This window comes from Spirosoma pomorum (assembly GCF_054776615.1).
Genome location: NZ_BAAHBP010000029.1, coordinates 110,127 through 136,533 on the forward strand (window position 1 = coordinate 110,127; position 26,407 = coordinate 136,533).

14 protein-coding genes, 1 other RNA gene and 1 pseudogene are annotated in these 26,407 nt (G+C 52.7%); 9 read left to right on the forward strand and 7 right to left on the reverse strand.

Annotated features, from left to right (window positions below; translation table 11 throughout):
- Positions 1-4: 4 nt before the first annotated feature.
- Complete coding sequence (locus ACYVAD_RS17970) at positions 5-2,605, reverse strand: SLBB domain-containing protein (protein ID WP_461140903.1); 2,601 nt, start codon at positions 2,603-2,605, stop codon at positions 5-7.
- A 246-nt stretch (positions 2,606-2,851) separates the two neighbouring features.
- Here ACYVAD_RS17970 and ACYVAD_RS17975 point away from each other — a divergent pair, with 246 nt between their 5' ends.
- Positions 2,852-4,747 (forward strand): DNA topoisomerase IV subunit B, encoded by a 1,896-nt coding sequence (locus ACYVAD_RS17975; protein WP_461140904.1) that lies wholly within the window; start codon positions 2,852-2,854, stop codon positions 4,745-4,747.
- A 70-nt stretch (positions 4,748-4,817) separates the two neighbouring features.
- On the opposite strand, the gene ACYVAD_RS17980 is transcribed toward ACYVAD_RS17975, so the two are convergent.
- Positions 4,818-7,250 carry a TonB-dependent receptor gene (locus tag ACYVAD_RS17980; RefSeq protein ID WP_461140905.1) on the reverse strand — a complete coding sequence of 811 codons (2,433 nt, stop codon included), beginning with the start codon at positions 7,248-7,250 and terminating at the stop codon, positions 4,818-4,820.
- Positions 7,251-7,516: 266 nt separating this feature from the next.
- Between ACYVAD_RS17980 and ACYVAD_RS17985 the strand changes: the two genes are divergently transcribed.
- Positions 7,517-8,863, forward strand: a complete 1,347-nt coding sequence (locus ACYVAD_RS17985) for a Gfo/Idh/MocA family protein (protein ID WP_461140906.1) — start codon at positions 7,517-7,519, stop codon at positions 8,861-8,863.
- Between the two features lie 181 nt (positions 8,864-9,044).
- Here ACYVAD_RS17985 and ACYVAD_RS17990 read toward each other — a convergent pair whose 3' ends face one another.
- Both ACYVAD_RS17990 and ACYVAD_RS17995 read right to left on the reverse strand, forming a co-directional pair.
- A complete protein-coding gene (locus ACYVAD_RS17990; RefSeq protein ID WP_461140907.1) occupies positions 9,045-11,477 on the reverse strand; it encodes a helix-turn-helix domain-containing protein in 2,433 nt (810 codons plus the stop codon).
- Positions 11,478-11,547: 70 nt separating this feature from the next.
- Positions 11,548-11,970 (reverse strand): EamA family transporter, encoded by a 423-nt coding sequence (locus tag ACYVAD_RS17995; protein WP_461140908.1) that lies wholly within the window; start codon positions 11,968-11,970, stop codon positions 11,548-11,550.
- Positions 11,971-12,137: 167 nt separating this feature from the next.
- Between ACYVAD_RS17995 and ACYVAD_RS18000 the strand changes: the two genes are divergently transcribed.
- The 3 genes from ACYVAD_RS18000 to rnpB all read left to right on the forward strand — a co-directional run bounded on the left by ACYVAD_RS18000 (position 12,138) and on the right by rnpB (position 15,114).
- Positions 12,138-13,160: a Smr/MutS family protein gene (locus ACYVAD_RS18000; protein WP_461140909.1), complete on the forward strand. Its 1,023-nt coding sequence runs from the start codon at positions 12,138-12,140 to the stop codon at positions 13,158-13,160.
- Between the two features lie 13 nt (positions 13,161-13,173).
- The gene (locus tag ACYVAD_RS18005) at positions 13,174-14,592 is read left to right on the forward strand and encodes a DUF4403 family protein (protein WP_461140910.1); all 1,419 of its coding nucleotides are present in this window, start codon (positions 13,174-13,176) and stop codon (positions 14,590-14,592) included.
- Positions 14,593-14,618: 26 nt separating this feature from the next.
- An RNA gene (gene rnpB, locus ACYVAD_RS18010) (RNase P RNA component class A) lies at positions 14,619-15,114 on the forward strand.
- Between the two features lie 404 nt (positions 15,115-15,518).
- Here the strand turns inward: rnpB and ACYVAD_RS18015 are convergent.
- Entirely contained in the window at positions 15,519-18,320 is a 2,802-nt protein-coding gene (locus ACYVAD_RS18015; protein WP_461140911.1) for a TonB-dependent receptor, read from the reverse strand.
- Between the two features lie 572 nt (positions 18,321-18,892).
- On the opposite strand from ACYVAD_RS18015, the gene ACYVAD_RS18020 reads away from it, so the two are divergent.
- The 4 genes and pseudogenes from ACYVAD_RS18020 to ACYVAD_RS18035 all read left to right on the forward strand — a co-directional run bounded on the left by ACYVAD_RS18020 (position 18,893) and on the right by ACYVAD_RS18035 (position 24,308).
- The gene (locus ACYVAD_RS18020; RefSeq protein WP_461140912.1) at positions 18,893-19,522 is read left to right on the forward strand and encodes a DUF4142 domain-containing protein; all 630 of its coding nucleotides are present in this window, start codon (positions 18,893-18,895) and stop codon (positions 19,520-19,522) included.
- A 403-nt stretch (positions 19,523-19,925) separates the two neighbouring features.
- Positions 19,926-21,836 carry a malto-oligosyltrehalose trehalohydrolase gene (treZ, locus tag ACYVAD_RS18025; protein ID WP_461140913.1) on the forward strand — a complete coding sequence of 637 codons (1,911 nt, stop codon included), beginning with the start codon at positions 19,926-19,928 and terminating at the stop codon, positions 21,834-21,836.
- A pseudogene (malQ, locus tag ACYVAD_RS18030) lies at positions 21,814-23,331 on the forward strand (4-alpha-glucanotransferase). The gene treZ and the pseudogene malQ overlap by 23 nt, the downstream one beginning before the upstream one ends.
- 14 nt (positions 23,332-23,345) lie before the next feature.
- The gene (locus ACYVAD_RS18035) at positions 23,346-24,308 is read left to right on the forward strand and encodes a TIGR03885 family FMN-dependent LLM class oxidoreductase (protein WP_461140914.1); all 963 of its coding nucleotides are present in this window, start codon (positions 23,346-23,348) and stop codon (positions 24,306-24,308) included.
- A 242-nt stretch (positions 24,309-24,550) separates the two neighbouring features.
- Here ACYVAD_RS18035 and ACYVAD_RS18040 read toward each other — a convergent pair whose 3' ends face one another.
- Together ACYVAD_RS18040 and ACYVAD_RS18045 are read right to left on the reverse strand one after the other, a co-directional pair.
- Entirely contained in the window at positions 24,551-25,048 is a 498-nt protein-coding gene (locus tag ACYVAD_RS18040; RefSeq protein ID WP_461140915.1) for a hypothetical protein, read from the reverse strand.
- Between the two features lie 11 nt (positions 25,049-25,059).
- On the reverse strand, positions 25,060-26,214 hold the full coding sequence (locus ACYVAD_RS18045) for a zinc-dependent alcohol dehydrogenase (protein ID WP_461140916.1): 1,155 nt from the start codon (positions 26,212-26,214) through the stop codon (positions 25,060-25,062).
- Between the last annotated feature and the right edge of the window lie 193 nt (positions 26,215-26,407).

Here is a 26,407-nt window from a genome sequence, read left to right on the forward strand (position 1 = left end):
TGGCTTAGCGAATAGCCCGGTAAGCCAGTAATATAGTAATCAGCGAGAAAACAGAGCTGGTAATCGTCGTAGCCGTTCCCAATACTTGCTGGGCCGTTAACGGAGCCACAGTCTTTTTAGGGACAATCACTTCGGCACCGGGTTCTACGCGTGGGTAGACATTAAAGAACATGAATTTACGCGTCCGGTCAACCGAGCCGTTGGCGTAGACAATAAATGCCTTCTTCCGCTGCGACCGGGACGTAAAGCCGCCGGACTGCGAAATGTAATCCTGGAAGGTCTGACCAGGCCGGAATTTGATCGTATTGGGCGACAACACTTCACCTTGTACCCGTACCGTTTCGAGCCGTTTAGGAATGCGCAGTACGTCGCCCGATTGAACCAGAATATCTTCCGATGAACCAGGACGCTCCAGAATCTTCCGCAGGTTAATACCAATAGAGGTTGCCTGGACGGTCGAAACAGAATCTACTTCTACGCGCGACCGGCCCGTTGCGTCGTCGGCCAGGTCCGTAAAGGCCTGTTGTTTACGTTTTACTTCGTCAGGGCTAAGCGTGATAACCCGAACCAGAGTAGCGCCTTCTACGTACGCCTGGGGCGTCAGCCCACCGGCCTGGGTTACCAGGTCAGATACTTTCTGGTCTTTACTTTTGATGACGTATGCTCCTGGAATAATAACCTCACCTTCTACATTGGCGTAGGTTTGTACCAGGTAGTTCGGCGAACGGCGAATAATGATCTGGTCGTAAGGCTCCAGCAGGAATTTGTTATCGTCGGCGTTAAGTGATAAGTCCCGGCTAACGTTAAAGCGAAACGTCTGCGCAATCTGTGCGGATGGCGACAGAGGATCAACATCTTTCTTCCGGCGAATAACTTCCACCTGCGAAGCCGCTGCCGATTCTTTCAGCCCACCCGTACGTAACAGGGCGTCATTCAGCGTCATGTTGATCATGAATGGAATACCTTCCTGAGGCTGGTTGACTTCACCCTGTACCGAGACGGCAGCGGGCTCCGCCAGATCAAAGCGGGAGGGGATGATAACCTGATCTTCGCGTTGCAACGTAATATCCGGCTTGCTGCCGTTCATAATGCTGGTCAAGTCAACGGTCAGGTTTTCAATGGCCAGATCTTCCCGTGTCCGGATGATATTGATACGACCGGTAAACGCATCGCCTTTCAGCCCTTCGGCTCCTGCAATCAGTGTCTTCAGCGTCTTGTGCTGATCGAGCGAAAACTGACCGGGACGGTATACGGCCCCTTCAATAGTCACCTGGTTTTCGAACCGGTCAAGCAGTTGTTCTACCGTAACCAAGTCGCCATCCTGCATGGTAAACGAAGCGTATTCTGACTTCGTTACGTCCACCACTTTCCGCTCCAGATCCGTCAGGCGGGTTACTTTGACTCGTTCTTTGTACGCCTGAGCGGCAAAGCCACCCGCGTAGAACAGTAACCGGTCGAGGCTTTCGCCGGGCAGCATTTCGAAAATGTTGTTTCGTTTGACAGTACCGGTGATTTCGACGTGTGAGATGTACGTCGTGAACCGAATGTTGTCATTGTCCTGGAGCCTGAAATCATTCCGCTGCGTACCGTTCAGCAGGTAATCATACAGGTCAAGCGTAGCCAGAACTTTATTGTTCCGAATGAGCTGCACCTTACGGAACGAACCCAATTCGCTGGGACCACCCGCCTGATAAATGGCATTCATCGCTGTCGAGAGCGACGACATCTGGTAGGTCCCCGGCCGGATAGCGTCACCCGTGACGGTTACCCGAATGCTACGAATGGTACCGCCTAACGAAACGTCAATAAACGTATTGGCCGAGCCATAGGATGAATTACGCAGACCAACGAATTTTTTAGACAGTCGCTCAACGATACGGGCCTTCGCCTGTTCAACCGTCAGTCCCGTTATGGACACAGGGCCAATCCCGGTCTGACCGGCAAAATAGATATTCCCTTCTGGAGACACTGTTTGACTAAAATCAGCTTCGGAGTAACCGTACATCCGGATGTTTAACTGATCGCCGGGGCCAACGTTGTAGTTACGGGGCGTCGCAATGTTGACGTTGGGCTGGAATGGGTTGGTTGCGTTGGCGTTAGGGTTGTTGAAGACCGTATAGCCAAATAGCTTCCGACGTTGTTCCGCTTGTTCGCGCAGGCGAGCCTGTTCGTAACCATCTTCGAGTGTTGCGTTCTGCTGTTGATTTCCGTTGCCCGTGGTGTCAATATTGGGGCTGTTCGGGTCAGCTGCAGTACCGTCATTACGTAAAACGTTCTGCGGGGTATTGGTGCCATTCGCGTTAGGTTGCAGGGTGCCGGAATTGCCCCGCTGCTGGTTAATCTGCTGCTGGATGTTAGCGGGCAGGTTGTTTACGTTCACACCAGCGGGTAGTCCCGCCCCCCGGCCCGTAGGGGCGGGCGATGTCGTGGTACCGGAGCTATTGGAAGGCGCCGGGCTGGCAGGTGTGACCTGTGCCTGGGCTGATAAGCCAGCCAAGACCAGCAAAGAAGCCGCTATACCTGCGTTAAACGTGCGATGAAAAGTGGCCTTTGCCGAGGAGAAAAAATTAAGCGGAAAGTTGTGATTAACTCGCAATTTTTGCATATTTTTAAGATGTCGAACAGCGCCGGAGACGTGTGTAGCGAAGGTCTGTATCTAACGACATTTTTGACTATGATAGTACATAGTCAGGTTTCGTTGGCAAAGTAAGCTAACTTTTGCGGGATTACGAATACTTTCCTATTCTGTGGAAACTTTTCATACCTTGCCGACACGGTATAACTTTTCTAATGTTTCCTGGAGCGATTTTGTGAAATTATTGCTCCCTTATTTTCTCTCTAAACGTTCTTTATGACAGAATCAGGCAAACAACCGGTTCAGTATAACGAAGATAGCATTCGATCGCTGGATTGGCGTGAGCACATCCGGCTAAGACCAGGTATGTATATCGGCAAACTAGGCGATGGCGCTGCTGCCGATGATGGTATTTACGTCCTGCTCAAAGAAACCGTCGATAACTGTATCGATGAACACGTCATGGGGCATGGAAAAATCATTGACATTCGCGTAACCGACCATCGCGTTGAAGTGCGGGATTACGGTCGTGGCATCCCCCTGGGGAAGGTTGTGGAGGTAGTTTCTAAAATTAATACTGGGGGTAAATATGATTCGGGAGCCTTCCAGAAATCAGTAGGCCTGAACGGGGTTGGTACCAAAGCCGTAAACGCGTTGTCGACTTATTTTCGGGTACAATCCTTCCGGGAAGGACGTAGCGTCTGGGCCGAATTCGAACGAGGGGAACTGACACACCAGGGCGAAGAAATTACGAACGAACGAAACGGTACACTGATTTGCTTCGAGCCGGATGATACGGTTTTTAAGAACTTTCATTTCATTCCCCAGTACCTGGAGAACATGATCTGGAATTACTGCTACCTGAACGCGGGGCTGACCATTTCGTTCAACAAACAGAAGTACATCTCGCAGAACGGTCTGCTTGACCTGCTGCGCAATAAAACCGACGAGGAATCACTGCGGTACCCAATCATTCACCTGAAAGGGCACGACATTGAAGTGGCGCTGACGCACGGCAACGCCTACGGGGAAGAATACTACTCGTTCGTCAATGGGCAGAACACAACCCAGCATGGCACGCACCTGAATGCCCTGCGCGAGGCTGTTGTCGAAACGGTCCGGAAGCACTTCGACAAAAACTACGAAACAACCGACATCCGGGCGAGTATCATCGCGGCCATCAGTATCCGGGTGCAGGAACCCGTGTTTGAATCGCAGACAAAAACCAAGCTGGGTTCGATCAACATGTCGCCCGAGCCCAATGCGCAGTCGGTTAACTCGTTCGTCAAAGATTTCCTGAAAGAACGGCTTGACGATTACCTGCACATGAATCCGACCGTGCGCGACGCCTTGAAAAAACGGATCGAACAGTCGGAGCGGGAACGTAAAGAACTGGCTGGGATCAAAAAATTGGCGAATGACCGGGCCAAGAAAGCCAGTCTGCACAACAAAAAACTGCGCGACTGCCGCAACCACCTGCCCGACGTAAAAGCGGATGACCGGTACCACTCGACGCTGTTCATTACTGAAGGGGATTCGGCCAGTGGTTCCATTACGAAGTCCAGAAACGTACAATCCCAGGCCGTATTCAGCCTGCGCGGTAAGCCTCTGAACTGCTTCGGCCTGACCAAGAAAGTGGTGTACGAAAACGAAGAGTTTAACCTACTGCAACACGCACTGGATATTGAAGAAGGGCTGGATGGATTACGCTACAACCGGATCGTGATTGCGACGGACGCTGACGTGGATGGCATGCACATCCGGTTGCTGATGTTGACGTTCTTCCTGCAATTCTTCCCTGATCTGGTACGTAACGGCCACCTGTACATTCTGGAAACGCCCCTGTTCCGGGTGCGCAATCCGAAGAATCACAAGGAAACGACGTACTGTTACTCGGAAGAAGAAAAGCAGACGGCCATGAACAAACTGGCCAAAGGCGGCAAGAAAGTGGAAATCACTCGCTTCAAGGGACTGGGTGAGATTTCTCCGGACGAGTTCGGTTTGTTCATTGGTGAAGACATGCGTCTGGAGCCGGTTATTATGGAAAAGGAAACGTCAATTCCGAAATTGCTGGGTTACTACATGGGAAAAAACACTCCCGATCGGCAACGCTTTATCATCGATAACTTACGTATCGAGAAGGACGTAGACGATGCCGCGCTGGTAGCCTAACCGTTTTATATTTGTTTGATACAGAAACGCCCAGCCGAGTCGGCTGGGCGCTTCTGTTGATTGAAGGTATTTATCGACTACGGTCGTCGTTGCTGATTTTTTTGCTTTGCTTACCTGAGCCGTTACTCATCTGACCGAAGCGCCACTCGAAGGTGAGCCGAACGGAGCGGTTGACAAAGCTGGAACGGCCAATTGACTCAAACGTCGGCGCTGACTGGTAACCAGTCTGTTCGATGGACCGGTTGAATGGGTTATTAACGGCGAGCGTCAGGGTCGCCATTTTCTTCATGAATTCCCGCTTGGCCGCAAAACCGTACCAGTAGAAGCCGGTGTTGGTACCCTGCAAACTGATCCAGCCGGTGCTATAACTGCCGTTTGCCTGAAGCGTAAAGTCGTGGGGGAGTTTATAGGTACTGTTCAGGTTGACCTCCCAGATGAACCCCTGATTGCTTTGATTCAGCGCCGGGCTGTTCAGTTTAACGTAACGTAGATCGGTGCCGCCGTTGAGGTTCCAGTTTTTGTTGGGCTGCCCGGCCAGGTTCAGATTCAGACCGTAGTTTTGACGGCGGGCAATGTTCAGTGGACGGCTCAGCGACACTCCGGCTGCATCGACTGTGGTCAGGTATTCGATAGCATTGTTGGTCGTTCGCAGATAAAGCGCGGTGTTAATCGACAGCCCCTTTTTAGTCGTCACGCTATGGGCCAGCTCCGACGCGTGGTTCAGTTCCGGATTGAGGTAGGGGTTACCGGTTTGCAGGTTTTTCGGATCGCTGGCATTCAGCCAGGGGTTAAGGTACCAGATCAGTGGTCGCTGAATGCGCTGGGTATAACTGAACTTGAGCGTATGCGTTTTTATCCCTTTAGATAACGTAACACTTGGGATCAGGTTTGTGTACTGGTTTTGCAGGGACGTTTGCGTCGTTAGAAATTCGCCCTGGATGGCGGTGTGCTCAAGCCGGGCTCCCGCATTCAGGCCCCATTTGGTCTTCGTGTCGATCCGTAACGAGGTGTAGCCCGAATAAACTTTCTGGAGGTACGTAAAATCGTTGGACTGGGCTGGGTCGGGCATCAGCTCGCTCGGTAGATTAGCGCTCTGCTCCACCCGAAACTCACTGCCAATGTCGCGAAGTATGGCTTTTGCGCCTACTTCCAGTTTAAACTGGGTTGTATCCTTGACTCTTGCCAGGCGAAATGGGTACGTATAATCGGTTTGCAGGGTGTATTCCTTATTCCGGCTGTAGTTCGTACTCCGCTGGCGGAAAGTGAGCTCGTTGGCTGGCGTGTATCGGTCTGATTCGTAAAAGTAATTGTCGGGCATTCGGCTGAACTGCGTCAGGAAAGAAAATTCCGGTGCTGCTTCCAGGCCTGCTCGCTTCTGAAACGTCTTGGTGTACCCCAGGTCGAGTTGCCCGTTGCCGAAGGGATTGCGGAAGCGGCTGTCCGTACGAAAGGCCTGAAGCTCGTTACCGGCGGGATCGGTTAGGCGATTGTACGTAACGCTGTTATTAGGATAGGCACCGCCCCAGACGTTAGCCGCAAAATTGATCCGACTGGTTGAATCCGGATCGTAGTCTAAACTCATCTCTCCGTAGCCGCCAGTACCGGTGTTGTCGGCGTAACTGGTCTGCGTCAGCACGTTCAGCGGTTGCCCGTTGCTGAGCGTCGTCCGGATTGTTTCTGATTCGCGGATATTGCGATACTGATAGCCGTTCGCCGATAGGGTAAGGCCCAGTTTCTTGCCACGTACGTTCAGGCTGGTTCCCAGGCCCCGGTTGAAATTGCCAGCCGTGGCGTTGACCGATCCGTTGACGCCCGACAGCGCTTTCTTCGTGATAATATTAATAACCCCGGCCGATCCTTCAGCATCGTACTTAGCACCCGGACTGGTAATTACTTCGATCGATTTGATCACATTGGCGGGCATCTGACGTAATGCATCGGCGAGGTTACGGGCCATCATCGCCGACGGTTTTCCGTTGATGAGAACGCGCAGGTTACTGTTCCCCCGCATCTGCACGTTGCCGTTGAGGTCGACACTCAGACTAGGTACCTTGCGCAGCACATCGGCGGCAGTACCACCGGTATTGGCCGGATCTTTCTCGGCGTTGTATACCAGTCGATCACCTTTGTCTTCGAGTAAGGCTTTCTGCCCCGCCACGACAACTTCACTGAGCGTTTTTCCTTCGGTGGTCAATTTTATAGAGCCCATCGCACGGGTGGGTTGATCGGTGGTGAGCGTAACCGGTACCGTTTTCGTACGATAACCAACAAACGAAATCGTTAGTGAGTACGAACCAAAAGGGACGTTTGACAGAACGAAAGCCCCTTTGTCATCGGAGGTCGTGCCGACTAGCAACGTGGTTGCGTTCATGACAGCTACCGTAGCGAACGGAACTGGTTTGGCTGTCGTGGAGTCCAAGAGGGAACCAGTCAGCTGAGCCGTTTGTGCCAGGGCAGTAGTGCCGCATACTACCAGCAGTAGCAGGGCGAAGAAGTGTTTCATACGGTTGGCAAGGGATGGAATACGAAGTAAAAGTAGTGGGTCAGAAAAGGAAGCGGAGGTCTGTTAACAATCTTTAAGAACTATTAACAAATCGGCCCCACTGTGCGAAAGATGCGACAAATGAAGCTGACGTTGCATGGGAAGGGGAACTGTCGAGAAATAAATAATTGCTCTACCGACTACTGGCTCATATAGTAGAAAACAGGCGTCCGTAGTCTTACAGGAAGGAGGTCTGCATTGCCAACACAGTAAACCAACTGAATTGAATGGATACGTCCAGAAGGGATTTTATCAAGAAGGCCGCCCTAAGTACGGCAGGCTTGTCGATTGGTGGCCTGGCCACCGGAATGTCAGCCAAGAGTTACGCGAAGATTATAGGGTCGAACGAGCGGTTGAACGTCGCCATCGCTGGGCTGGGTCGGCGGCTGGGCGCTTACTACGAACCCATTTCGCTGAAAAGCAGCAACGTCGAACTGGTATACATGTGCGACGTCATGAAAAAGCAGCGGGAAGCGGCTGTCAAGAAGTTTTCGAAATACATTGACTACACACCCAAGCTGGAGAACGATATCCGCAAAGTCATTGCTGACAAAAATGTGGACGTACTGATCAATGCTACCCCCGACCACTGGCACGCACCGGGAACCTGGCTGGCCGCCCAGGGGGGCAAACACGTGTACGTCGAGAAGCCCTGTAGTCACAATCCTCGCGAGGGAGAGATTCTGATGGGATGCCAGAAGAAATACGGTAAGATCATTCAGATGGGTAATCAGCAACGGTCGTCAACCGAAACGATCGATATTATTAAGCAGATTCACGATGGAGCCATCGGGAAGCCTTTCAAAGCCGTAGCTTTCTACGCCAACAACCGGGATGAGGTACCCAAGGCTAAAAAAGCACCTGTACCCGATGGACTGGACTGGGATTTGTTTCAAGGCCCCGCTCCCCGCACCGACTACACCGACGATACCTGGGATTACAACTGGCACTGGTACGGCTGGACGTATGGTACCGCCGAAACCGGCAACAACGCGACGCACGAACTGGACGTAGCGCGTTGGGCATTGCAGGTCGAATACCCGGAATACGTATCCGTCGAAGCGGCCAAGCGGTATTTTGTGGAAGACGGCTGGATGATGTATGATACGATGGACGCGACGTTCCGCTTTCCCGGCGACAAAATCATTAAATGGGACGGAAAAAGCCGCAATGGGCACAAAACCTACGGCAGTGACCGGGGGACAATTATCTATGGCTCCAACGGCACCGTTTACGTCGACCGGAATGGGTACAAACTCTTCAACCGCGACGGAAAAGTCATCAAAGACAGTAAAGCGGCTGGCAACGAAGCCGGAACAGCGCTGGGCGGTGGGGGCGATATGACAACCCGCCACGTCGTGAATTTCTTCGAAGCTATCCGGGGCAAGGAAAAACAAGCTTCGACCATCGACGACGGTGCGAAGAGTACCTTACTGTGCCACCTGGCCAACATTTCGTACCGGGTTAAGAAATCCTTCGATGTTGACTCCTCGAACGGGCATATTCGCGATAAGGACGCCATGAAACTCTGGGGCCGTGAATACGCCAAAGGCTGGGAACCACCGGTAATGTAGCTAATTAATAAGCAAAAATTAGAGCAAGCCGGGCTACTGTTGATTGACGGCAGCCCAGCTTGTTTAAACGGAAGATTTATTACCCAAAGCAGATTCGGCGTACGCCGAAAAAGCCGTATGCGTAACCCATTGATGAGAAAAGAGGAATAGGTAACGCTTGGCTTGATACCGCTAATAAAAATTAGTCTGCCAGCTGAGCGCGTAGCCCGTGCTGAACGAACCGGATATCGCTGAACGAAACTGACTCTCCCAGGCCCTGGCGTACTTCGGTCAGCGTCTGGGCTGGATGATCGGCCAGGTAGGTCTGAATGCGGTTGAGCTTCTCGGCGGGCAACAGCACCTCGACTGGTAATTCACCCGAGTCAACGTAGTGCAGCAGATGCCCTTCAATGGTGGAGACGGATAACTGGCGTTCGGCGGCAATGTCCGCTACAGACTTGCCCCGCCCGAATAGTTCAAACGTGACCGCTGCCGATGGGGTTTTGGGCTCTTTCGCGACTTTGGGAGTGGCCGATTTTACTTTGCTTTCGCGCTGGTTACCAAAAGCGGTAATGACGGCCAGCAGCGAATCGCCCAGCTGCCGGACTTTGGTCTTGCCAAAACCTTTGATCGTCAGAAGCTCCTCTTTGGTTGAGGGACGAAGACGGGCCAGCTCGGCCAGGGTTTTCTGGGGCAAAACCATGTAGCCGGTTGTATTGTGCTCCCCCGCCAGATCGTTTCGCCATTTCATTAGGGCACCGTACAAACCGCCCCGCGTGTTGACAGCGGTACTCTCTTCAACTTTCTTCCGGCTGGATTTGAAATCGAGTTCTGCCCGGTTGCGGGCGTGCTGGTAAGCCAGCGCTTCAAAACCCGGCTGACAGCCGTCAATGCAACGTAATTTGGTGAATAGCTCTTTGTCCAGTTCCTCCAGTGCTTCCATTAAGGCTTCATGTACCTGTTTATTGTCGGAGTCGGTGGGTAGAGCTTCCAGCGTAGGGATCAGGTCATCGGCCAGTACCGTCCGGAAATACGCGCTCGCCTTCCGCACCCGCTCCTGGAGAGCTTCATTCGATTCGGGGAGTTCGCTGGAGGCAAAATACGTGGGCAACTGCCGCAGAAACCGGTGACTGATTTCCTGTGCTTTATCCCGTAACGTATCAGCCAGCAGCGCCAGAGTTGGGCCTGTTTCCTCGGGCAGACTGCTGGTGTGTTCATTGACAACCCGACGACAACGGTACAGCAACGAAGCCGCCCGGTCAAACGAAAACAGATCTCGCAGTAAATTTTCCTGGTTGGCCCGTTTGGCGTCGTAGAGCTCGCGTTCGGTGGGCGTTTGCAGTTGCACCTGCTCGTGAAAATCCTCCAGCAACTGCTCGGTTTTGATACTGTGCGCCGGAATAGGCGCGCGGAGTACGAGCCCTTCCAGGGTTTTACAACGGCTGAGCGCTACGTACACCTGCCCGTGAGCAAAGGCCGAAGCGGCATCGATAATAGCTTTCTCAAACGTTAGACCCTGACTTTTGTGGATCGTAATGGCCCAGGCCAGCCGCAGTGGGTATTGCGTGAACGTCCCGATGGCTTCGCTTTTAATTTCTTTCGTCGTCGGGTCCAGGCTGTAGCGCACGTTTGTCCAGTCGACCCGGCTCACGGCAATTTCCTGCCCGTCCTGCGTACTTTTTACGTAGATAATGTCATCATCAATGTCCACGATACGCCCGATCTTGCCGTTGTAGTACAGCTTCTCGCGCGAGACGTCGTTTTTGACGAACATAACCTGCGCCCCAATCTTCAAATCCAGTTCCGCTTCGGTAGGGTAGGTGTTGGCAGGGAAATCGCCTTCAACGGTAGCCATAAATGTCTGCAACGGCGCTTTCAAGGCTTTCAGCTTCTGGCTGTTGATCTGCTGGGCCGAGGTGTTATGGGTCGAAAGCGTAATGTAGCCTTCTTTGTCATCGGGCGAAAAATCCGGTACGTATCGCTCACTTAGCATGTCCAGTTGCGCCCGCGTAACGGTCTTCTCCCGGATGCTGTTTAACAGGTCGACAAAGCGTTGGTCCGATTGGCGGTAAATGTGCGTGAGTTCAATAGAAACATAGGATGTCTGCCGTAGTGCCCGACTGCCGAAGAAGTAGCCGGTGTCGTAATACGGGCTAAGCAGATTCCATTCCTCATCCCGGATCACCGGTGGTAGCTGCTGCATGTCGCCGATAAGCAGCAGTTGCACTCCCCCAAACGGCTCGGACCGGTGCCGATACCGCCGTAAAACCTCGTCAATACCATCGAGCACATCGGCCCGCACCATACTGATCTCGTCGATAATCAGCAGATCGAGGGTACGGATCAGACGGATTTTCTCCCGGTTGAACTTCCGGGCTTCCTGCTGCACAGTACCCGGAACGAGCGGCCCAAACGGCAGTTGAAATAAGGAGTGAATAGTGACGCCCCCGGCGTTGATAGCGGCTACGCCCGTGGGTGCCACGACCACAAGCCGCTTGGCGCTGGCCTGTTTGATCTGATGCAGAAAAGTAGTCTTTCCCGTACCGGCTTTTCCGGTCAGGAAGATCGTCTGGTTGGTGTGCAGAACAAAATCAGTGGCCAGGGCCAGCTTCGCATTAACGGCGGCAGTCATCATCGGAACGGTGGATCGCAATAAGCAAAGATAACGCTTTGCCGCAGGATTCAGCCGACGAACGTAACGGTTATTACTCCCGCGCCAGTGCGATAACCAAGGCACCCGCGCCCATGAGAACGACACCCAGAATAATCTGCCAGTTTACCTTTTCTTTTAAAAAGATAACCGCCAGCAACACCGAAAAGACCAGCGACACCTTATCCAGCGACGAGGTCCGAGAGGCATCACCCAGCTTCAGCGCCCGAAACGATAGCAGTGACGACAGACAGGTTACGACTCCGGCAATACCCAGAAAAATCCAGGAACGCCGGTCGATACGGCTCAGCTCCGGAAGGTGGCCCTGGCTAATGACGACGCCCCACGAAACGATCAGAATCAGTACCGACTGAATCGCAAACCCCAGGCTGGAGTCGACGTTTTTGATGCCCACTTTAGAGAGGGTAACGACAACTGCAGCTGCCAGGGCGGCCAGTAACGAAAAGAGTATCCACATAGCAGCTAGATAACGTACTCGCTATAAAGCGGATATGGAGGCAAATTGATTTAATAAATTCAGCCGGGGGCCATTTGTCTTTGTCATTGGTTATTTTGGCAAACCGAAACCGGGCTGTTTACGGTTATACTAGTAGAAGAAAGTCTTTTTTTGATTCAGCACACACGATGAACATTGGCGATAAAGTCCGGTTGTTACGGGCAAAAGAACAGGGGGTTATCTCGCGGTTTCTGCCCGGCGATATGATTGAAATTGAAATTGAAGATGGGTTCCGGATTCCGGTCATGCGTTCAGAACTGGTGGCGGTTTCGCCCCTGGAGGCCGAGCGGTTACTAAAAACAAGTACGTATGCCCCCCAGAAAACCGTTGCGTCTAAAGCGCCCGAAATTCTGGCAAACCAGGGAGTTTATCTGGCCTTTGTTCCGGTCAACGACCGCGAGTATAGCCTGTATCTGGTGAATAATACCGACTGGGAATTTCCGTACACGCTGGGCGAAGAGTCAGCAGGAGCCAGCGGAGGGGTTCAGTTTCGAGGGATGCACAGTGGCGTACTGAAAGCCAAATCGCAGCAGAAAATGAACGACCAGTACGAGCACGCTAAATTCGAGCAGTGGCCTACCTTCGTGGTACAGGGGCTTTGGTTCCGGGCGGGAAAATCATCCTTGCGCGCTCCCCTGATCAAACGCTTCAAAGGACGGGCGGCTACGTTCTTCAAGAACAAAACAACCGTGCCGGTACTCAACCAGCCGGGCTTTATGACCCAACTCGACGCCGATGAGGCTAATGCCGCTGGTCAGGCGGCCAATAAACCGGCCTCGCCAAAAGCAACCACTATCAGCCCCGAAGACCTGAAGTCGGCTATGCTGAATCCCAAGTCAGAAACGGCGAACGTATCGGTGGAGCGTCCCTCGACGGTGGTGGACCTGCACACCGACGCGTTACTGCCCGAGGGCGTTGGTAGCCGGACGGCAGCCGATCTACTGAAACTGCAACTGCAAACCTTCGAGAAATCGCTGGAAAACGCCATTGCCAGCGGTATGAACGAAATTACGTTTATTCATGGCGTGGGTAGCGGTAGTCTCCGGGCCGAACTGCACAAACGGTTAGGGCAGCACCCCAACGTTAAATTTTTTGAAGACGCGCAGAAACAGAAGTTTGGCTATGGGGCCACGAAGGTTACGCTTAAGTAAGGAGTTCGTGCGTATGTCATCATCAAAAGTCGCCCGCCTGCTGCTGGGCGTATGCCTGGTCTGGTTGGTGGCTGCCTGCCAGACGGGCACCAAACTAAATCCCAAAGCTCCTACCGAATCCTATAAATTCACTGAAATGGAAGTCCGCAACGAACGCTTTTTGTCAACGGTTCACGTACCTGTTTCCATTGCCATGAGCGACGTTGAACGGCAGATCAACGCCCAGGTCAACGGCTTGATCTACGAAGACAATAGCCTGGAGGATAACAACAAAGACAACTTCATGGTGAAGGTCTGGAAGCGTGGGACGATACTGGTCAACGCGCAGGATAGCCTGTTTCATTTCACCGTACCGTTACGTATCTGGGCCAAAGCGGGTGTATCGGTGCTGGGTTTCACGCAGTACAAGGAAACCGAGTTCGAAATCGATCTGCGCTTTAAAACCAAGTTTGACCTGGAAAAAGATTGGTCGGTGCATACCCAGACGCAGGCCGACGGGTACGGCTGGGTGCGTCGCCCAACAGTGAGCGTTGTTGGGATCAATGTTCCAATCACAAATCTCGTCAGTCGAATGATCGACAAAAACCTGGGGATGGTTACGCAGACGCTGGACCAGCAGGTGCGCCGGAACGTCGATCTACGAACTCCGGTCCTGAAAGCCTGGAATACGTTACGGGAGCCGTATTTGCTGTCCGATAAATACCGGACGTATTTACAGGTCGTTCCGAAACGAATTTTGATAACGCCCCTGCGGTTCGAGGGCCGGCTGGTACGAACGACTATCGGGATCGAAGGGCATACGCTAACCACAACCGGAGCCAGGCCCGACGTACGTCCGGTCGTGTCGCTGCCTGACCTGACGGTTGTGTCAAAGGTGCGGGATGATTTTCAAATTGGCCTCCTGAGCGAAGCTACATATACCGAAGCGGCTAAGCTGGCCGCCGAAGAGTTCGTTGGTAAGAAATTTTCGTTCAATAACGACCGCTATAGCATTACGATTACCAGCCTGGACATGTTCGGGCAGAACGATAATCTGATTATCAAGGCTGGTCTGAAAGGAACAATCAATGGCGATATCTATCTGCGTGGTAAACCGTATTACGATGCCAAGACACAGACCATATCGTTGAAAGACCTCAAGTACGACATCGATACCAAAAACATTCTGCAACGGTCGGCAAGCTGGCTGTTGCAGGGAGCTTTCGCCAATACGCTGGAAAAGCAATTGACCATTCCGGTCGGTTCGCAGCTGGCCGATGTGCAGCAACAACTTCAGGAACGGCTCAAAAACAATCAGATTGCCAAAGGAGTGGTTATCAACGGACACATCGATGAAATTCGTCCGGACCAGGTATACCTGACGCCCACCGCCCTACTGGCCGTGGTGAACGCCAGGGGACGTATCGACGTAAAAGTGGACGGGCTCCAGTAATTTTAGTTACCTTTGCGGTCCCAGACAACGCAGACTGGCTTATCGCGTCCGACCGTATCGGGCGAGGAAAGTCCGGGCAGCACAGAGCACCTTACTTCCTAACGGGAAGGCGGACGGCTGGGAACGGCCGTTCGACAGACAGGGCAACAGAAAACATACCGCCATTTTTTAATGGCGAATGAGCGGATGAGTGAATGAGCGAATAGCTGGCGCAAGCTTGTTGTACCGGATGGTTATTCGCTCATTCACTCATTTACTCACTCACTCATTGAACTTGGTAAGGGCGAACCGGTGGGGTAAGAGCTTACCGCCCGGCGGGTGACCGACGGGGCACGGCAACCCTTAGGGGCTGAAAGACCAAATAAGCGTCGGACGCGCGGCTGCTCGTCGCCAGCGGTCCGTAAGGACCAACACCGACGCGGGTAGGTCGAACGAGGTGGTCGGTGACGGCCATCCCAGATAAATGATAAGCCAGCCAGAAACTCTGGTGGACAGAACCCGGCTTATAGGTCTGCGTTGACTGGGTTTTTTTTAGGAACAATGTGCGAGGGCATTCTTTATCGGGAATGCCCTTGTTTTTGGTATTCCTACTGGGCTACTACGCCGGTGCGTCGTTATTGCTGGTTGCACCGGCTGGCTAGGCGGGGAACTGGTTGATCGCCTGGGAGTTGGCGTGGATGATGGTGCTAAGGTAAACGCTCCCAATCCGTTGTCAGGACGTCTGGCGTCTCGTTAAATCGATATGATTTGTGATCAGCGGGTAACATAGGCTCGTTGAGTGGTATAAGTACATCATTAACAAGCACGAAAAAGGGACAACCTAGTAAATTGTCCCTTTTTCGTGTACACCTCTTGGCTTATAGAATGAATTGGTAACTGGTGATTTATTTCCGAGGTAGTTCCTGACGTATTGACGTTAGCGCTTGCTAAAAACTGGCGGAGAGATTAGCGAAGTAATACCCACCATTGAAGCCGAATTGCGTGGCCGTACGGCCATAAACGAACCGCCCGAATGACGAGTTATCCAGAACAGCAGAACCGTACCGCTCGGGGGTAGGGGCGTTGATCACCCGTAAGCGATCAGGGTAGACATCAAAAAGGTTGTTTGCCCCAACGGTTAAATTCAGGTTTTTCATCAGACGGTACGAGACGTTAAAGTCTGTAACAAAGCGGGGCGAAAACGTTTCATCCAGGGCCGGATTGGCCGGATCGTAGGACGCGACCGTACCAAAGCGCGATACTCGAAGTACGGCCCCGAACTTACGCAGGCGGTAATTGAACGTCAGTTGAATCTTGCTCTTGGGCTGCGCTATGGTCAGACGGGCGCTGTCCTGCCGGTTAAACAGAAAATTACCGAACGTTGCATCTGTAGGTATGTTGGCCGGACGTTGTATAGCACCGACTACTTTGGTTTGGTTAAAATTGGCCGCCAGCGTTACGTCCAGCGTTCCGGTATTCAGTCGGGGATTGGTGGCCAGGACCACATCTATGCCCTGCGTCTGGGTGTTAACCGCGTTGGTGAAAAACTGAGCGCTGTTAACATCTGTCTGGCCCGCGCCGTTCAGAATACTGGCAACAATCTGACCCGCAGCCGAGGTGCCCCGCGCAAACTGATTACTATAGATGATCCGATTCTGGATGTTAATCTGGTACAGATCGACTGTTAGGCTGACGTTGCTGAGCGGTCGTGACGTAATACCGATGCTGTAATTCACCGACCGTTCGGGACCCAGCGACGGTACGCCAAAGGCCTGCGCAATGGGGCTGTCGTTCCGGAACGTGCCCGTCTGGCGAGGTTCCAACCCTTGCCCGGTTGACACGAAAACGGTGCTGATCGCGCTGAAATAGCGCTGGTGCAATGATGGTGCCCGGAAGCCATTGCTCACAGATCCCCGCAGTGAGAAGGCTTCGCTGAACCGGTAGCGGGCTGCCAGTTTACCCGCCAGATTACCCCCAAAATCAGTGTAATATTCGTAACGCCCGGCCGCGTTGAGTAGCAGCCGATCCGTTACGTCCGATTCCAGATCGATGTAAGCGCCGTAGACGTTCCGGTGGGCGTTCACGGCATTGGCTGGCTGATAGCCCGGAAACACCTGCGCTCCACCGAGCTGCCCCGACTGTGGACTGAAGTTCAGGTACGAAGCGGCCTCGCCGGGTTTGATCCGATACTGGTCATTCCGGTACGTTAGTCCGGCGGCCACGTTGAACGAGGTCAATCCCAGCTGTTCCCCGAAATCTTTGGCCGCTCCAAGGTCGGTTGTGTTCTGATAAAAGCTAAGCGTACCCGCGTAGAAGGACGTCGGAATGTTGGTTGGACCCAGGTAAGCCAGCGACGCGTTATTGGAGTTCGTTACGTCGAAGCGGAAGGAGTTGCCGCCGTATACGTTACTGATATCCCAGCGCCAGCCGTTCGTTTCGCCGTTGACGCCCACCAGCAGCGACTGGTCGTTGATGGTAGACTGGATATTAGGCAGAAAACCATTTGGGTACAGGCTACCAATAACCTGCGTTGTCTGATAGGGGTACCGGTAAAAGCCTCCGGCCAGCCCCCGACGGTAGTTTAACCCGCCCGTTGCGTAAAAGCTGGCTTTGGTACCGCTGATGGGTACGCGGGTATTCAGGAAAAAACCGGCGTTTTCGACCCGGGCGTTTCCTACCTGAAGGTTGTCGGACAGATTGAAATTGTTCTGGCGAATCAGCGCCTGGTCCTGCTGATACAATGCCTGTCGACGGGCTACGTAAGCAGCAGCGCTTTCGCCCGACTGTTGACTGGCGTTCCAGTTTACGTATACCGGACCGGTATAGTCGCCGGATCGATTGGTCGCCCCCCGGTGACGAAACTCGCCCGTCAGGCTTAAAAATCCTTTGTCGCCGAGTTTGAACCCGTGATTAATCCCGACTTGGGCTACCTGCCCGTCGCCTTCGTACTGCTGGCCGACCTGAGCATTGACCGTGGTGCCGGGCCGTTCTTTTAGTCGTAAATTAATTACGCCCGCAATCGCATCGGAGCCATACTGGGAGGAAGCGCCATCACGCAGCACCTCCACCCGCTCGATGGCCGAGGAAGGAATCGCATTCAGGTCGGTACCTACGGAACCGCGGCCTACCGTACCGTTAAGGTTGACAAGTGCCTGATTGTGGCGTCGCTTGCCGTTCAGTAAGACGAGTACCTGATCGGGCCCCAAGCCGCGTAACGTAGCCGGGTCGATGTGATCCGTACCGTCAGAAACGGTTTGGCGCGACGAGTTGAAGGATGGCGCGACGAAGTTGAGCTGCTGGGAAATATCAACTTGTCCCGTCGCAACCAGATCGCGGGACTGAATGATATCCACCGGCGCAACGGTCTGCGTGCTGGAACGAGCCTGCGTCGATCGTGAACCAACGACTACGACTTCGTTTAAGCTCGCCAGACTTTCGACCAGACGTACGTCGGCGGTAGTTGTCGAGCTGCTGGTGACCTGTACGGGTATGGTCTGGGTCGTGTACCCGACGAAACTAACCCGTAACGAATAGGTACCTGGTTCAAGCTGCAGAGTGTACGAACCCGTGGCGTCCGTAATGGCCCCAACGGTCTGCCCCGTTACCAGCACCGATACGCCCGGCAGATCGGCCCCCGTCGTGGCGTCCGTGATGTGGCCGCGAACCGATTGCGCCATGGCTGTACCGGTAAGTAGTAACAGCAGTAAGGGAAGTATCAAAACGATCCCGGATGTGTAGTTGTATCTCATAGGTGCCTTGTTGTAGATTATAGTATCCTAACCAATGCCCTTCTAAACTGACAAGGGAATGATTCATCTGTTATCGAACGGTCCCCGTACCCAATCCATACGTAAACCCGGTGAACAGTCTGGCTATACACAACCCCTCCCTTTCTATGGGCTGCTGCTACAGGTAATCTGACTTAATCTGTCAAATCGAACAGTCGGCTCAGGCAGCGGAATGGACAGCATCAAAACAACGCAAAGACGGGATCTGACAGCCATGTTCCGTTGCCTCACTAAGCTGGGGTATTCATGAAGCCTTCTCCTAAATACTCGGTTAATATAATGACTATCGACGTAGTAGAATATTGTGCAGTAGCAAGTGTGACGGCCGCATAATTGCCACCTGCACGGTAGGGAATCGATGGACACGCAAGAATGAACAACCTGGTAGCCCGAAACCGCGCCTATTTTTTAGCCAATAGACTACAACATAAGGCACGGGTCGATAAACCAATTTGCCGTTTACCAATGCGTTGCAGCAGCCCATCGCTGGATAGGTAGGGTAAGAAGATGTATTTTATCACAATCAACACGTTATGAAAACCAAAGTAATTACCATGGGCATGCTGATGGCGCTCTCCGTAGCCAGCATCGCTGTCGCTCAGCAGAACAGTGCTGGCATGAGTACGAACTCGACCACCATGGTGGGCAAGGAAAGTATGCAGGAATTTGATAGCCAGAATAAAAAAGGGGCTGCTGCTGTTAGCGCTGTTTCGCCCACGAATGCCAAACTGTCCAGCGCTGACCAAAGCCTGATGATAGAAGTGGCTAAAGGTGGTATGATGCAACTGGAAGTGAGCAAGATCGCCCAGCAGATGGCGACTAATCCGGAAGTACGTCAGCTGGCGCAGGCTGAAGTTGACGAGCAAACGGGTCTATCAGCCAAGCTAAAAGAGATTGCTGAAGCAAAGGGCGTAACGCTGCCCGAAACTCCAGACGCTGAAACGCAGGCGATGGTAACCAAACTACAGGGAATGTCTGGTGCTGAACTGGACCGAATGTACGTAATGGAAAGTGGCGTAAAAGGACACGAGAAACTCAACAAAGTGATGTCGAAGGTTGAATCGAGTGCTTCTGATGCCAACCTGAAGGGCCTAGCGAAAGCGGCTCATCCTTTGGTGAAAGCGCACTTAAAAGTAGCTGAGCAGATCAACAGCAAATTGTAGTAACACATACACTGATGAGTCTCGTTGGTGTGCGCTAAGAAAACCGGATGGCAACCAATGCCTTCCGGTTTTTTTTGTGACTTGCTATAGAATTTTGCCGGTGGCCACTCCCTAAAAAAAACGTGTATGGCCAGGCGTTATCGAATTTTTTAAGCCCATAATCTCATCAAAATAAGTTACTACTGATAGTGAATCATACATACTCTGTAGAGATAATAGCGAGGTGTTTGGTTTATCATCATATCCTTAACAATCCTAGCGCGAGGGGAGTAGCGGCTTAGCGACCGTGGTTGACATAGCGTTGCTAATTCAGGGACAGTTTTCTGGTCATGCTTGACCATCCAACAAAAAGGCTCTGTCACCTGGCTCTTCTGCCAAGCGAACAGACTCAATTAATATGAATATGAACGAAGTTTATCTAACCGGAACCGGAATACATCTTGTCAAAAACGAACAACGCTTGCTTGGGATAACATTCACCCAAGAAGACGCGAGCGTAGTTGTCTGGGCTCCTAAGGCTAAGCATGTAGCCATCAAAATTCAGGGACAGCTAGCACCGCTGCCGCTTAAGTGTGAAGAATATGGATACTGGTGTCTGACAACCAACCAAATCAAACCCGGAGATTTGTATACCCTTATGCTGGATGGCGAAGACGGACTGCCAGATCCTGTCTCCCTGCATCAGCCAGAGGGAATATTTGGCCCATCGCAAGCGATTAATACAGACACATTCCGCTGGACGGATCAGAACTGGCAGAATCCCAGTCTCGAGGAATACCTGATCTACGAACTGCACACGGGGACGTTCACGAAGGAAGGAACGTTTGCGGCCATCGAAGCGAAATTAGATCATCTGGTAGCGCTGGGGGTCAACGCGATCGAAATCATGCCTATTGCTCAGTTCTCCGACTCCCGGAACTGGGGCTACGACGGTGTGTTTCCCTTCGCTGCTCAGGCGGCCTATGGTGGACCAACTGGTTTGCAGCACCTAGTTGACGCCTGCCACCGGAAAGGAATCGCTGTTGTGCTGGACGTGGTGTATAATCACTTTGGCCCGGAGGGCAACAATCTCAAAGAATTCGGTCCGTATCTGACCAACAAATACTGTACGCCCTGGGGGGAAGCTGTCAACTTTGACGATGCCTGGTGCGATGGCGTTCGCCGGTTCGTCATCGAAAATGCACTCATGTGGTTACGTGATTTCCACATTGATGCGCTGCGAATGGATGCGGTGCATGCCATCAAAGATTTTAGTCCGGTTCATATCCTGCAGGAGCTTCGCCAGGAAGTGGATCAGTTGATGGAACGCACGGGCCGCCGATATTACCTGATTATTGAAAATGATCTGAACGATCCACGATTCATCAATTCATTGGCAGAGGGCGGATACGGTATGGATGCCCAGTGGATGGACGAGTTTCACCATGCGCTGCGGGTCACGGCTGGCGAACAGCAACGAGGCTATTACGCCGATTACGAAGGCGTCAATCATCTGGCCAAATCCTACCAGGATGCTTACATATTCGATGGTCAGTTCTCGACCGTCCGGGAGCGCTTCTTTGGGCGAAAAGCAGCGGATAATCCAGGCCAACAGTTCATCGTCTTCTCGCAGAACCACGATCAGGTTGGTAACCGCAAACTAGGCGAGCGGTCCAGTCAGTTGTACAGCTTCAGTATGCAGAAACTGCTGGCGGGAGCGGTATTGGTTAGTCCTTATCTGCCGCTCTTGTTTATGGGCGAGGAGTGGGGTGAGACAAATCCTTTTCTCTACTTTGTGAGTCATGCGGAAAAGACGCTCATTGAGGCCGTGCGACAGGGACGCCAGGAAGAATTCGCGGACTTTCACGGCGACGATGAAGAACCCGTGCCCGACCCGCAGGACGAAAGGACTTATGACCGATCCCAGGTGCAGTGGCAACTACTGGAGCAGGAGCCGCACAAAACGATGCTGCGCTACTACCAGGCACTCATCCGCCTGCGCAAAGAGCACCCCGCGCTCCGGAACCTCAATCGCGCGCAGCTGAACGTAACAACGCACGAGGAGCAGAAAACGCTGGTAGTGCACCGCTGGCATGAAGATCAGCACGTACTATGCTTCCTGAATTTTAGTAGCGATCTGCAGACCGTTTCTCTTCCCGTTGACGAACGGCCATGGCAGAAACTGCTTGACTCCGCCGATGCGCCCTGGCAGTGGGGAGAATCGCCCGAAGCCGAACCAGCACCTGACTCAATAACGGACAGTAAAGTCCTTACGCTATCTCCCGAATCAATCGCTGTTTACACCCTGCGTGATGCAAAAAACGACGAAGTCTGAGCGTAGCGCGGGCATTCTACTGTCCGTTACGTCGCTTCCTTCCCCGTTTGGGATGGGCGATATTGGCCCCGAAGCCAGGGCGTTTGCCGATTTCCTGCGTCGTAGTCAGCAAACGTACTGGCAGGTTCTGCCGCTTAACCCGGTCGATCCAGGGCAGGACCACTCCCCCTACAGCGCTTATTCAACGATGGCCGGTAGTCCGCTGTTAATCAGTCCGGAGCTACTGTGGGATGAGGGATTATTGACAGACGCCGATCTACAGGCGCATCAGCTACCGGTGTATGCACAGGCTGACTTTAAAGCTGCTGGTGTGGCAAAAGGCCAACTTTTTGAACAAGCTTACCAAAATTTTCGGCGGCAAAAAACGGTCGAGCAACAAAACAAATTCGACGAGTTCTGCTAACGGGAAGCTTACTGGCTGGACGATTTCGCCCTTTACTCCGCTCTTAAGCAGCACTATGATAAACCCTGGTACAAATGGCCGAAAAGGTATCAGTCACGGCAATCTGAAGCGCTGGAGACATTTGCGGGGCAGAATCGCGATGCATTGGAAAAAATAAAGTGGTTACAGTTTGTTTCTAGTCGCCGGTGGAAAGCCCTCAGTGCGTATTTCCATGAGCTAGGTATCCAGTTGTTCGGCGATCTTCCTTTTTACGCCAGCTATGATTCAGTCGATGTGTGGGCGAACGCTGATCTGTTCTGTCTGGACGAATCAGGAACCATGACGGGAATTGCTGGTGTACCGCCCGACTACTTCAATGCGGATGGCCAGCTCTGGAACATGCCGGTTTTCCGCTGGGACGTGCTGAAAGCGCAGGGATACGTCTGGTGGGTTGAGCGGCTACGTAAAAATATGGAGCTATACGATCTGTTACGGCTTGATCACTTTCGCGGCTTTGCCGATTACTGGGAAGTTCCGGCCAATGAGTCAACGGCCGTTAATGGCGAGTGGACACCGGGACCGGGCGCTGATTTCTTTAAAACACTGCAAACGGAGTTGGGTGAACTGCCCTTTGTCGCCGAGGATTTGGGTAAGATCAACCAGGCTGTTTACAAGCTACGGGATCAGTTTGCGTTGCCCGGCATGCATGTCATCCAGTTTGCTTTCGGTAAGGATATGCCCAAATCGATAAACATTTTGCATAATCATACGGTCAATTCAATAGCCTACACGGGTACGCACGACAATAATACGTGCCGAGGGTGGTATCGTCAGGACGAAGGGCAGAAGCAAAGTCGGCAACTGGAGCGCTACGTTGGCATGCCTGTAACAGAAGAGAACGTTCATCAGATACTGATACGGCTTGTGTATGCTTCCGTAGCCAAACTGGCGATTATTCCCTTGCAGGACGTACTGGGCCTTGATGAGTCGAGCCGGTTAAATACACCGGCAACGACCGGCAGTAACTGGCTCTGGCGGTTGCTACCGGATCAACTTACGTCCGATGTCGAAAAGCAATTAACGGAGTGGACAAGCGTCTACCACCGATATTAAATACAGTCGCTACTATGATTAAAATAGGCTATCATGCCTCTCACGAGCAAGTTAAACCCAGTACGTTGATTCAATTGGTGCAATCGGCGCAGCAGGCAGGATTCACCGCGGGCACTTCATCCGACCATTTCCACCCCTGGACGACGACGCAGGGCGAATGTGGCTTTGCCTGGTCGTGGCTGGGGGCTGCCTTACAGGCAACCAACCTACCGTTTGGCGTAGTCAATGCGCCGGGCCAGCGCTACCATCCCGCCATCATTGCCCAGGCGGCCGCTACGTTGGCGGAGATGTTTCCCGAACGGTTTTGGATTGCCGTTGGAACCGGCCAGTCGCTCAACGAGCACATCACTGGTGGTAGATGGCCCGCTAAAGGGGAGCGTAACGCCCGACTAAAGGAATGCGTCGATGTGATGCGGGCGTTATGGGCCGGCGAAACCGTGAATCATCAGGGGCTTGTCACGGTCGAGGAAGCTAAACTATACACTCGCCCCGTCGTAAATCCGCTGATTTTTGGCGCAGCAGTAACCAGTAAAACGGCGGAATGGGTAGGTGGCTGGGCCGATGGCCTGCTGACGATCTCGCAGCCGATTGATCAGCTTCGTAAGGTAGTTGATGCCTTTCGGCGGGGTGGGGGAACTGGTAAACCTATGTACCTGAAAGTGCAGCTCTCCTACGGAAAGACCAAAGAAGACGCGCAGCAGGGAGCCTATGAGCAGTGGCGCGCCAATATTTTCCCTAATGCTATGCTGACCGAGCTTCGTACCCCGGAACAGTTCGACATGGCGGGCGACCTGGTCAATTTAACCGAGGTAGACAATATGGTCCATGTCTCTGCCGATGTTCATCAACACGTAGCCTGGCTACAGGCCTACAAAGAGTTGGGTTTTGAACTGCTGACGCTCCATAATGTCAACCTGGAGCAACAACGGTTTATCGATGACTTTGGCCAGCACGTGCTACCAACCTTATTAACGTAATGAATACACGGGAATCGCATAGCCCCGGATGTGCACAGAAGCCAACTGCAAATCGGTAAACAGAAGTTTACGTGTAGAGCCAGCTACTAGAACTGTTGTAGAAAAACGCTTGGACTTCCACACGTCAGCGCTTTCGTCCGCTGATTGCCTTTTTGGAAATGTCAAATGCCAAATGAGTTGACGAACAAGAAGCCGCAACTGTCCTATTAGCTGCGGCTTCTTGTTCATTTGTTGTATGTCGGCTAATCTCTTCTTGACTTATTACGTCCGCGTAAAAGCAGTATAGCCGCTCCGGTAATCAAGGTGCCTACCAGAACCTTCTGTGTCAGGCTTTTAGGATTGTATTTCCATTCGGCTTTCCAGCCCTTTTCGGCAAAGATATTCGGAACGTACCCGCGCTTCAGATCGTCGAGGACTCCTTCAACGGCATTGACGCGGTCGGCCACGATCAACGGCAGCCAGTGCCCCCAGCTGGATTCGCTATAGGTAAATGCGTAGCGCCGGATCATGCCACTCAGGCCGCTGGGGGGCGCTGACGTACCAAAAACAGCGCTTACGTTCGGCCGTTCGTTGGAGTGAAGAACTTCGATATCAACCAGCTGCTGCGAGGGGCGCTCCCAGTTGTAGCCCTTTTGTTCTTCGTCGGTGCGATGTTTCATCGGGTAAGTCGGATCGTTTTTTGGATCCGCATCAATACCCCAACCTTTGATGTGCGAAAAATTCTTCGCTAAATTCTCCATAATGTTATCAGCTATGAGCGGGCAGAAGGTGGAAGAAGAATGGGCTTGATGCAATTGTCCAGCTTATCGGAGAAAATGCGGTACGCGTCGGCCACATCTTCCAGCGGCACGCGGTGCGTAATCATCGCTTTAGGATCCAAGATGCCATTCTGAACATGCTCAATGAGCCGGGGAAGCAGCCGCTTGACGGAAGTCTGGTTAGCCCGGATGCTCAGTCCCTTATTGACAATGTTGCCAACTGGAACCATGTTGCCCGTTGGGCCATACACCCCTACAATGGAGACGATTCCCCCTTTTTTTACTGAATTGATCGCCCAGTGCAGTGCTGTTGCCGAACCGGCCTGTAACAGCCCTTTGCGCCCCGTAATCGTTTGGACTACGTTGCCAGCGGCTTCGGCACCTACGGCATCAATGCAAACATCCGCGCCCATCCAGTCCGTTGCTTTCTTGAGAAACAACACGGGATCGTCCATCTCTTTGAAGTTATAGACTTCACAGTTCGCGTAGTTTTTTACGAACTCCAGTCGATACTCGACATGGTCAATCACGATAACCCGTCCGGCTCCAAACAACCAGGAACATTTGGCCGCCATGATCCCTACGGGACCCGCGCCAAAGACAACGACTGTATCGCCGGGCTGGATGCCTCCCATTTCAGCGGCCTGGTATCCGGTCGGAACCACGTCGGTCAACAGAACAGCGTCGTCAGGATCCATGCCTGGTGGAATGACCGTGGGGCCGACATCAGCGTAAGGGACGCGGACGTATTCAGCCTGACCGCCGTCATAGCCACCGGCCGTGTGCGAGTAACCAAAAATACCGCCTACCGCCGTAGCCTGCGGGTTAGATTCGTGACAGTTCCCAAACAAACCCTGCTTGCAAAATGCACATCTGCCGCAGGCAACGTTGAAAGGAACCAGGACCGTGTCGCCAACTTTCAGCTTCTGTACGTCGGGGCCAATTTCCTCGACAACGCCGATGAACTCATGACCAAAAGTTGATCCTACCCGGGTGTCGGGCACATTGCCGTTGTATAAATGCAGATCTGATCCACAGATACAAGAGCGCGTGACCCGAACAATGGCATCCTCGGGATGCTTGATTTCGGGATAAGGTTTGTGATCGATACGGACCCGTTGGGGACCCCGGAAACTCATCGCCAACATAGACAGTACGGTTAGAGGTAATAGTTTGATTACTACTAACGAACGGCTCAAATAGGTTAGTGGCTGATGAGGCAGTGCTTTATGAGAATGCGGGGATGCGAGCGAAGACGCAACAGGTGCTTTTCCTGATTAGATGTCTCGGCCGAATAACTGCTTGCCCGTCAGGATAGGCCGCCCGAAAATCAAACCGTTC

What these genes read in the sequence shown, in the direction of transcription:
- ACYVAD_RS17970 (WP_461140903.1), bottom strand. Translation starts at nt 2,605, where the DNA reads ATGCAAAAATTGCGAGTTAATCACAACTTTCCGCTTAATTTTTTCTCC.
- ACYVAD_RS17975 (WP_461140904.1), top strand. Translation starts at nt 2,852, where the DNA reads ATGACAGAATCAGGCAAACAACCGGTTCAGTATAACGAAGATAGCATT.
- ACYVAD_RS17980 (WP_461140905.1), bottom strand. Translation starts at nt 7,250, where the DNA reads ATGAAACACTTCTTCGCCCTGCTACTGCTGGTAGTATGCGGCACTACT.
- ACYVAD_RS17985 (WP_461140906.1), top strand. Translation starts at nt 7,517, where the DNA reads ATGGATACGTCCAGAAGGGATTTTATCAAGAAGGCCGCCCTAAGTACG.
- ACYVAD_RS17990 (WP_461140907.1), bottom strand. Translation starts at nt 11,477, where the DNA reads ATGATGACTGCCGCCGTTAATGCGAAGCTGGCCCTGGCCACTGATTTT.
- ACYVAD_RS17995 (WP_461140908.1), bottom strand. Translation starts at nt 11,970, where the DNA reads ATGTGGATACTCTTTTCGTTACTGGCCGCCCTGGCAGCTGCAGTTGTC.
- ACYVAD_RS18000 (WP_461140909.1), top strand. Translation starts at nt 12,138, where the DNA reads ATGAACATTGGCGATAAAGTCCGGTTGTTACGGGCAAAAGAACAGGGG.
- ACYVAD_RS18005 (WP_461140910.1), top strand. Translation starts at nt 13,174, where the DNA reads ATGTCATCATCAAAAGTCGCCCGCCTGCTGCTGGGCGTATGCCTGGTC.
- ACYVAD_RS18015 (WP_461140911.1), bottom strand. Translation starts at nt 18,320, where the DNA reads ATGAGATACAACTACACATCCGGGATCGTTTTGATACTTCCCTTACTG.
- ACYVAD_RS18020 (WP_461140912.1), top strand. Translation starts at nt 18,893, where the DNA reads ATGAAAACCAAAGTAATTACCATGGGCATGCTGATGGCGCTCTCCGTA.
- treZ (WP_461140913.1), top strand. Translation starts at nt 19,926, where the DNA reads ATGAACGAAGTTTATCTAACCGGAACCGGAATACATCTTGTCAAAAAC.
- ACYVAD_RS18035 (WP_461140914.1), top strand. Translation starts at nt 23,346, where the DNA reads ATGATTAAAATAGGCTATCATGCCTCTCACGAGCAAGTTAAACCCAGT.
- ACYVAD_RS18040 (WP_461140915.1), bottom strand. Translation starts at nt 25,048, where the DNA reads ATGGAGAATTTAGCGAAGAATTTTTCGCACATCAAAGGTTGGGGTATT.
- ACYVAD_RS18045 (WP_461140916.1), bottom strand. Translation starts at nt 26,214, where the DNA reads ATGTTGGCGATGAGTTTCCGGGGTCCCCAACGGGTCCGTATCGATCAC.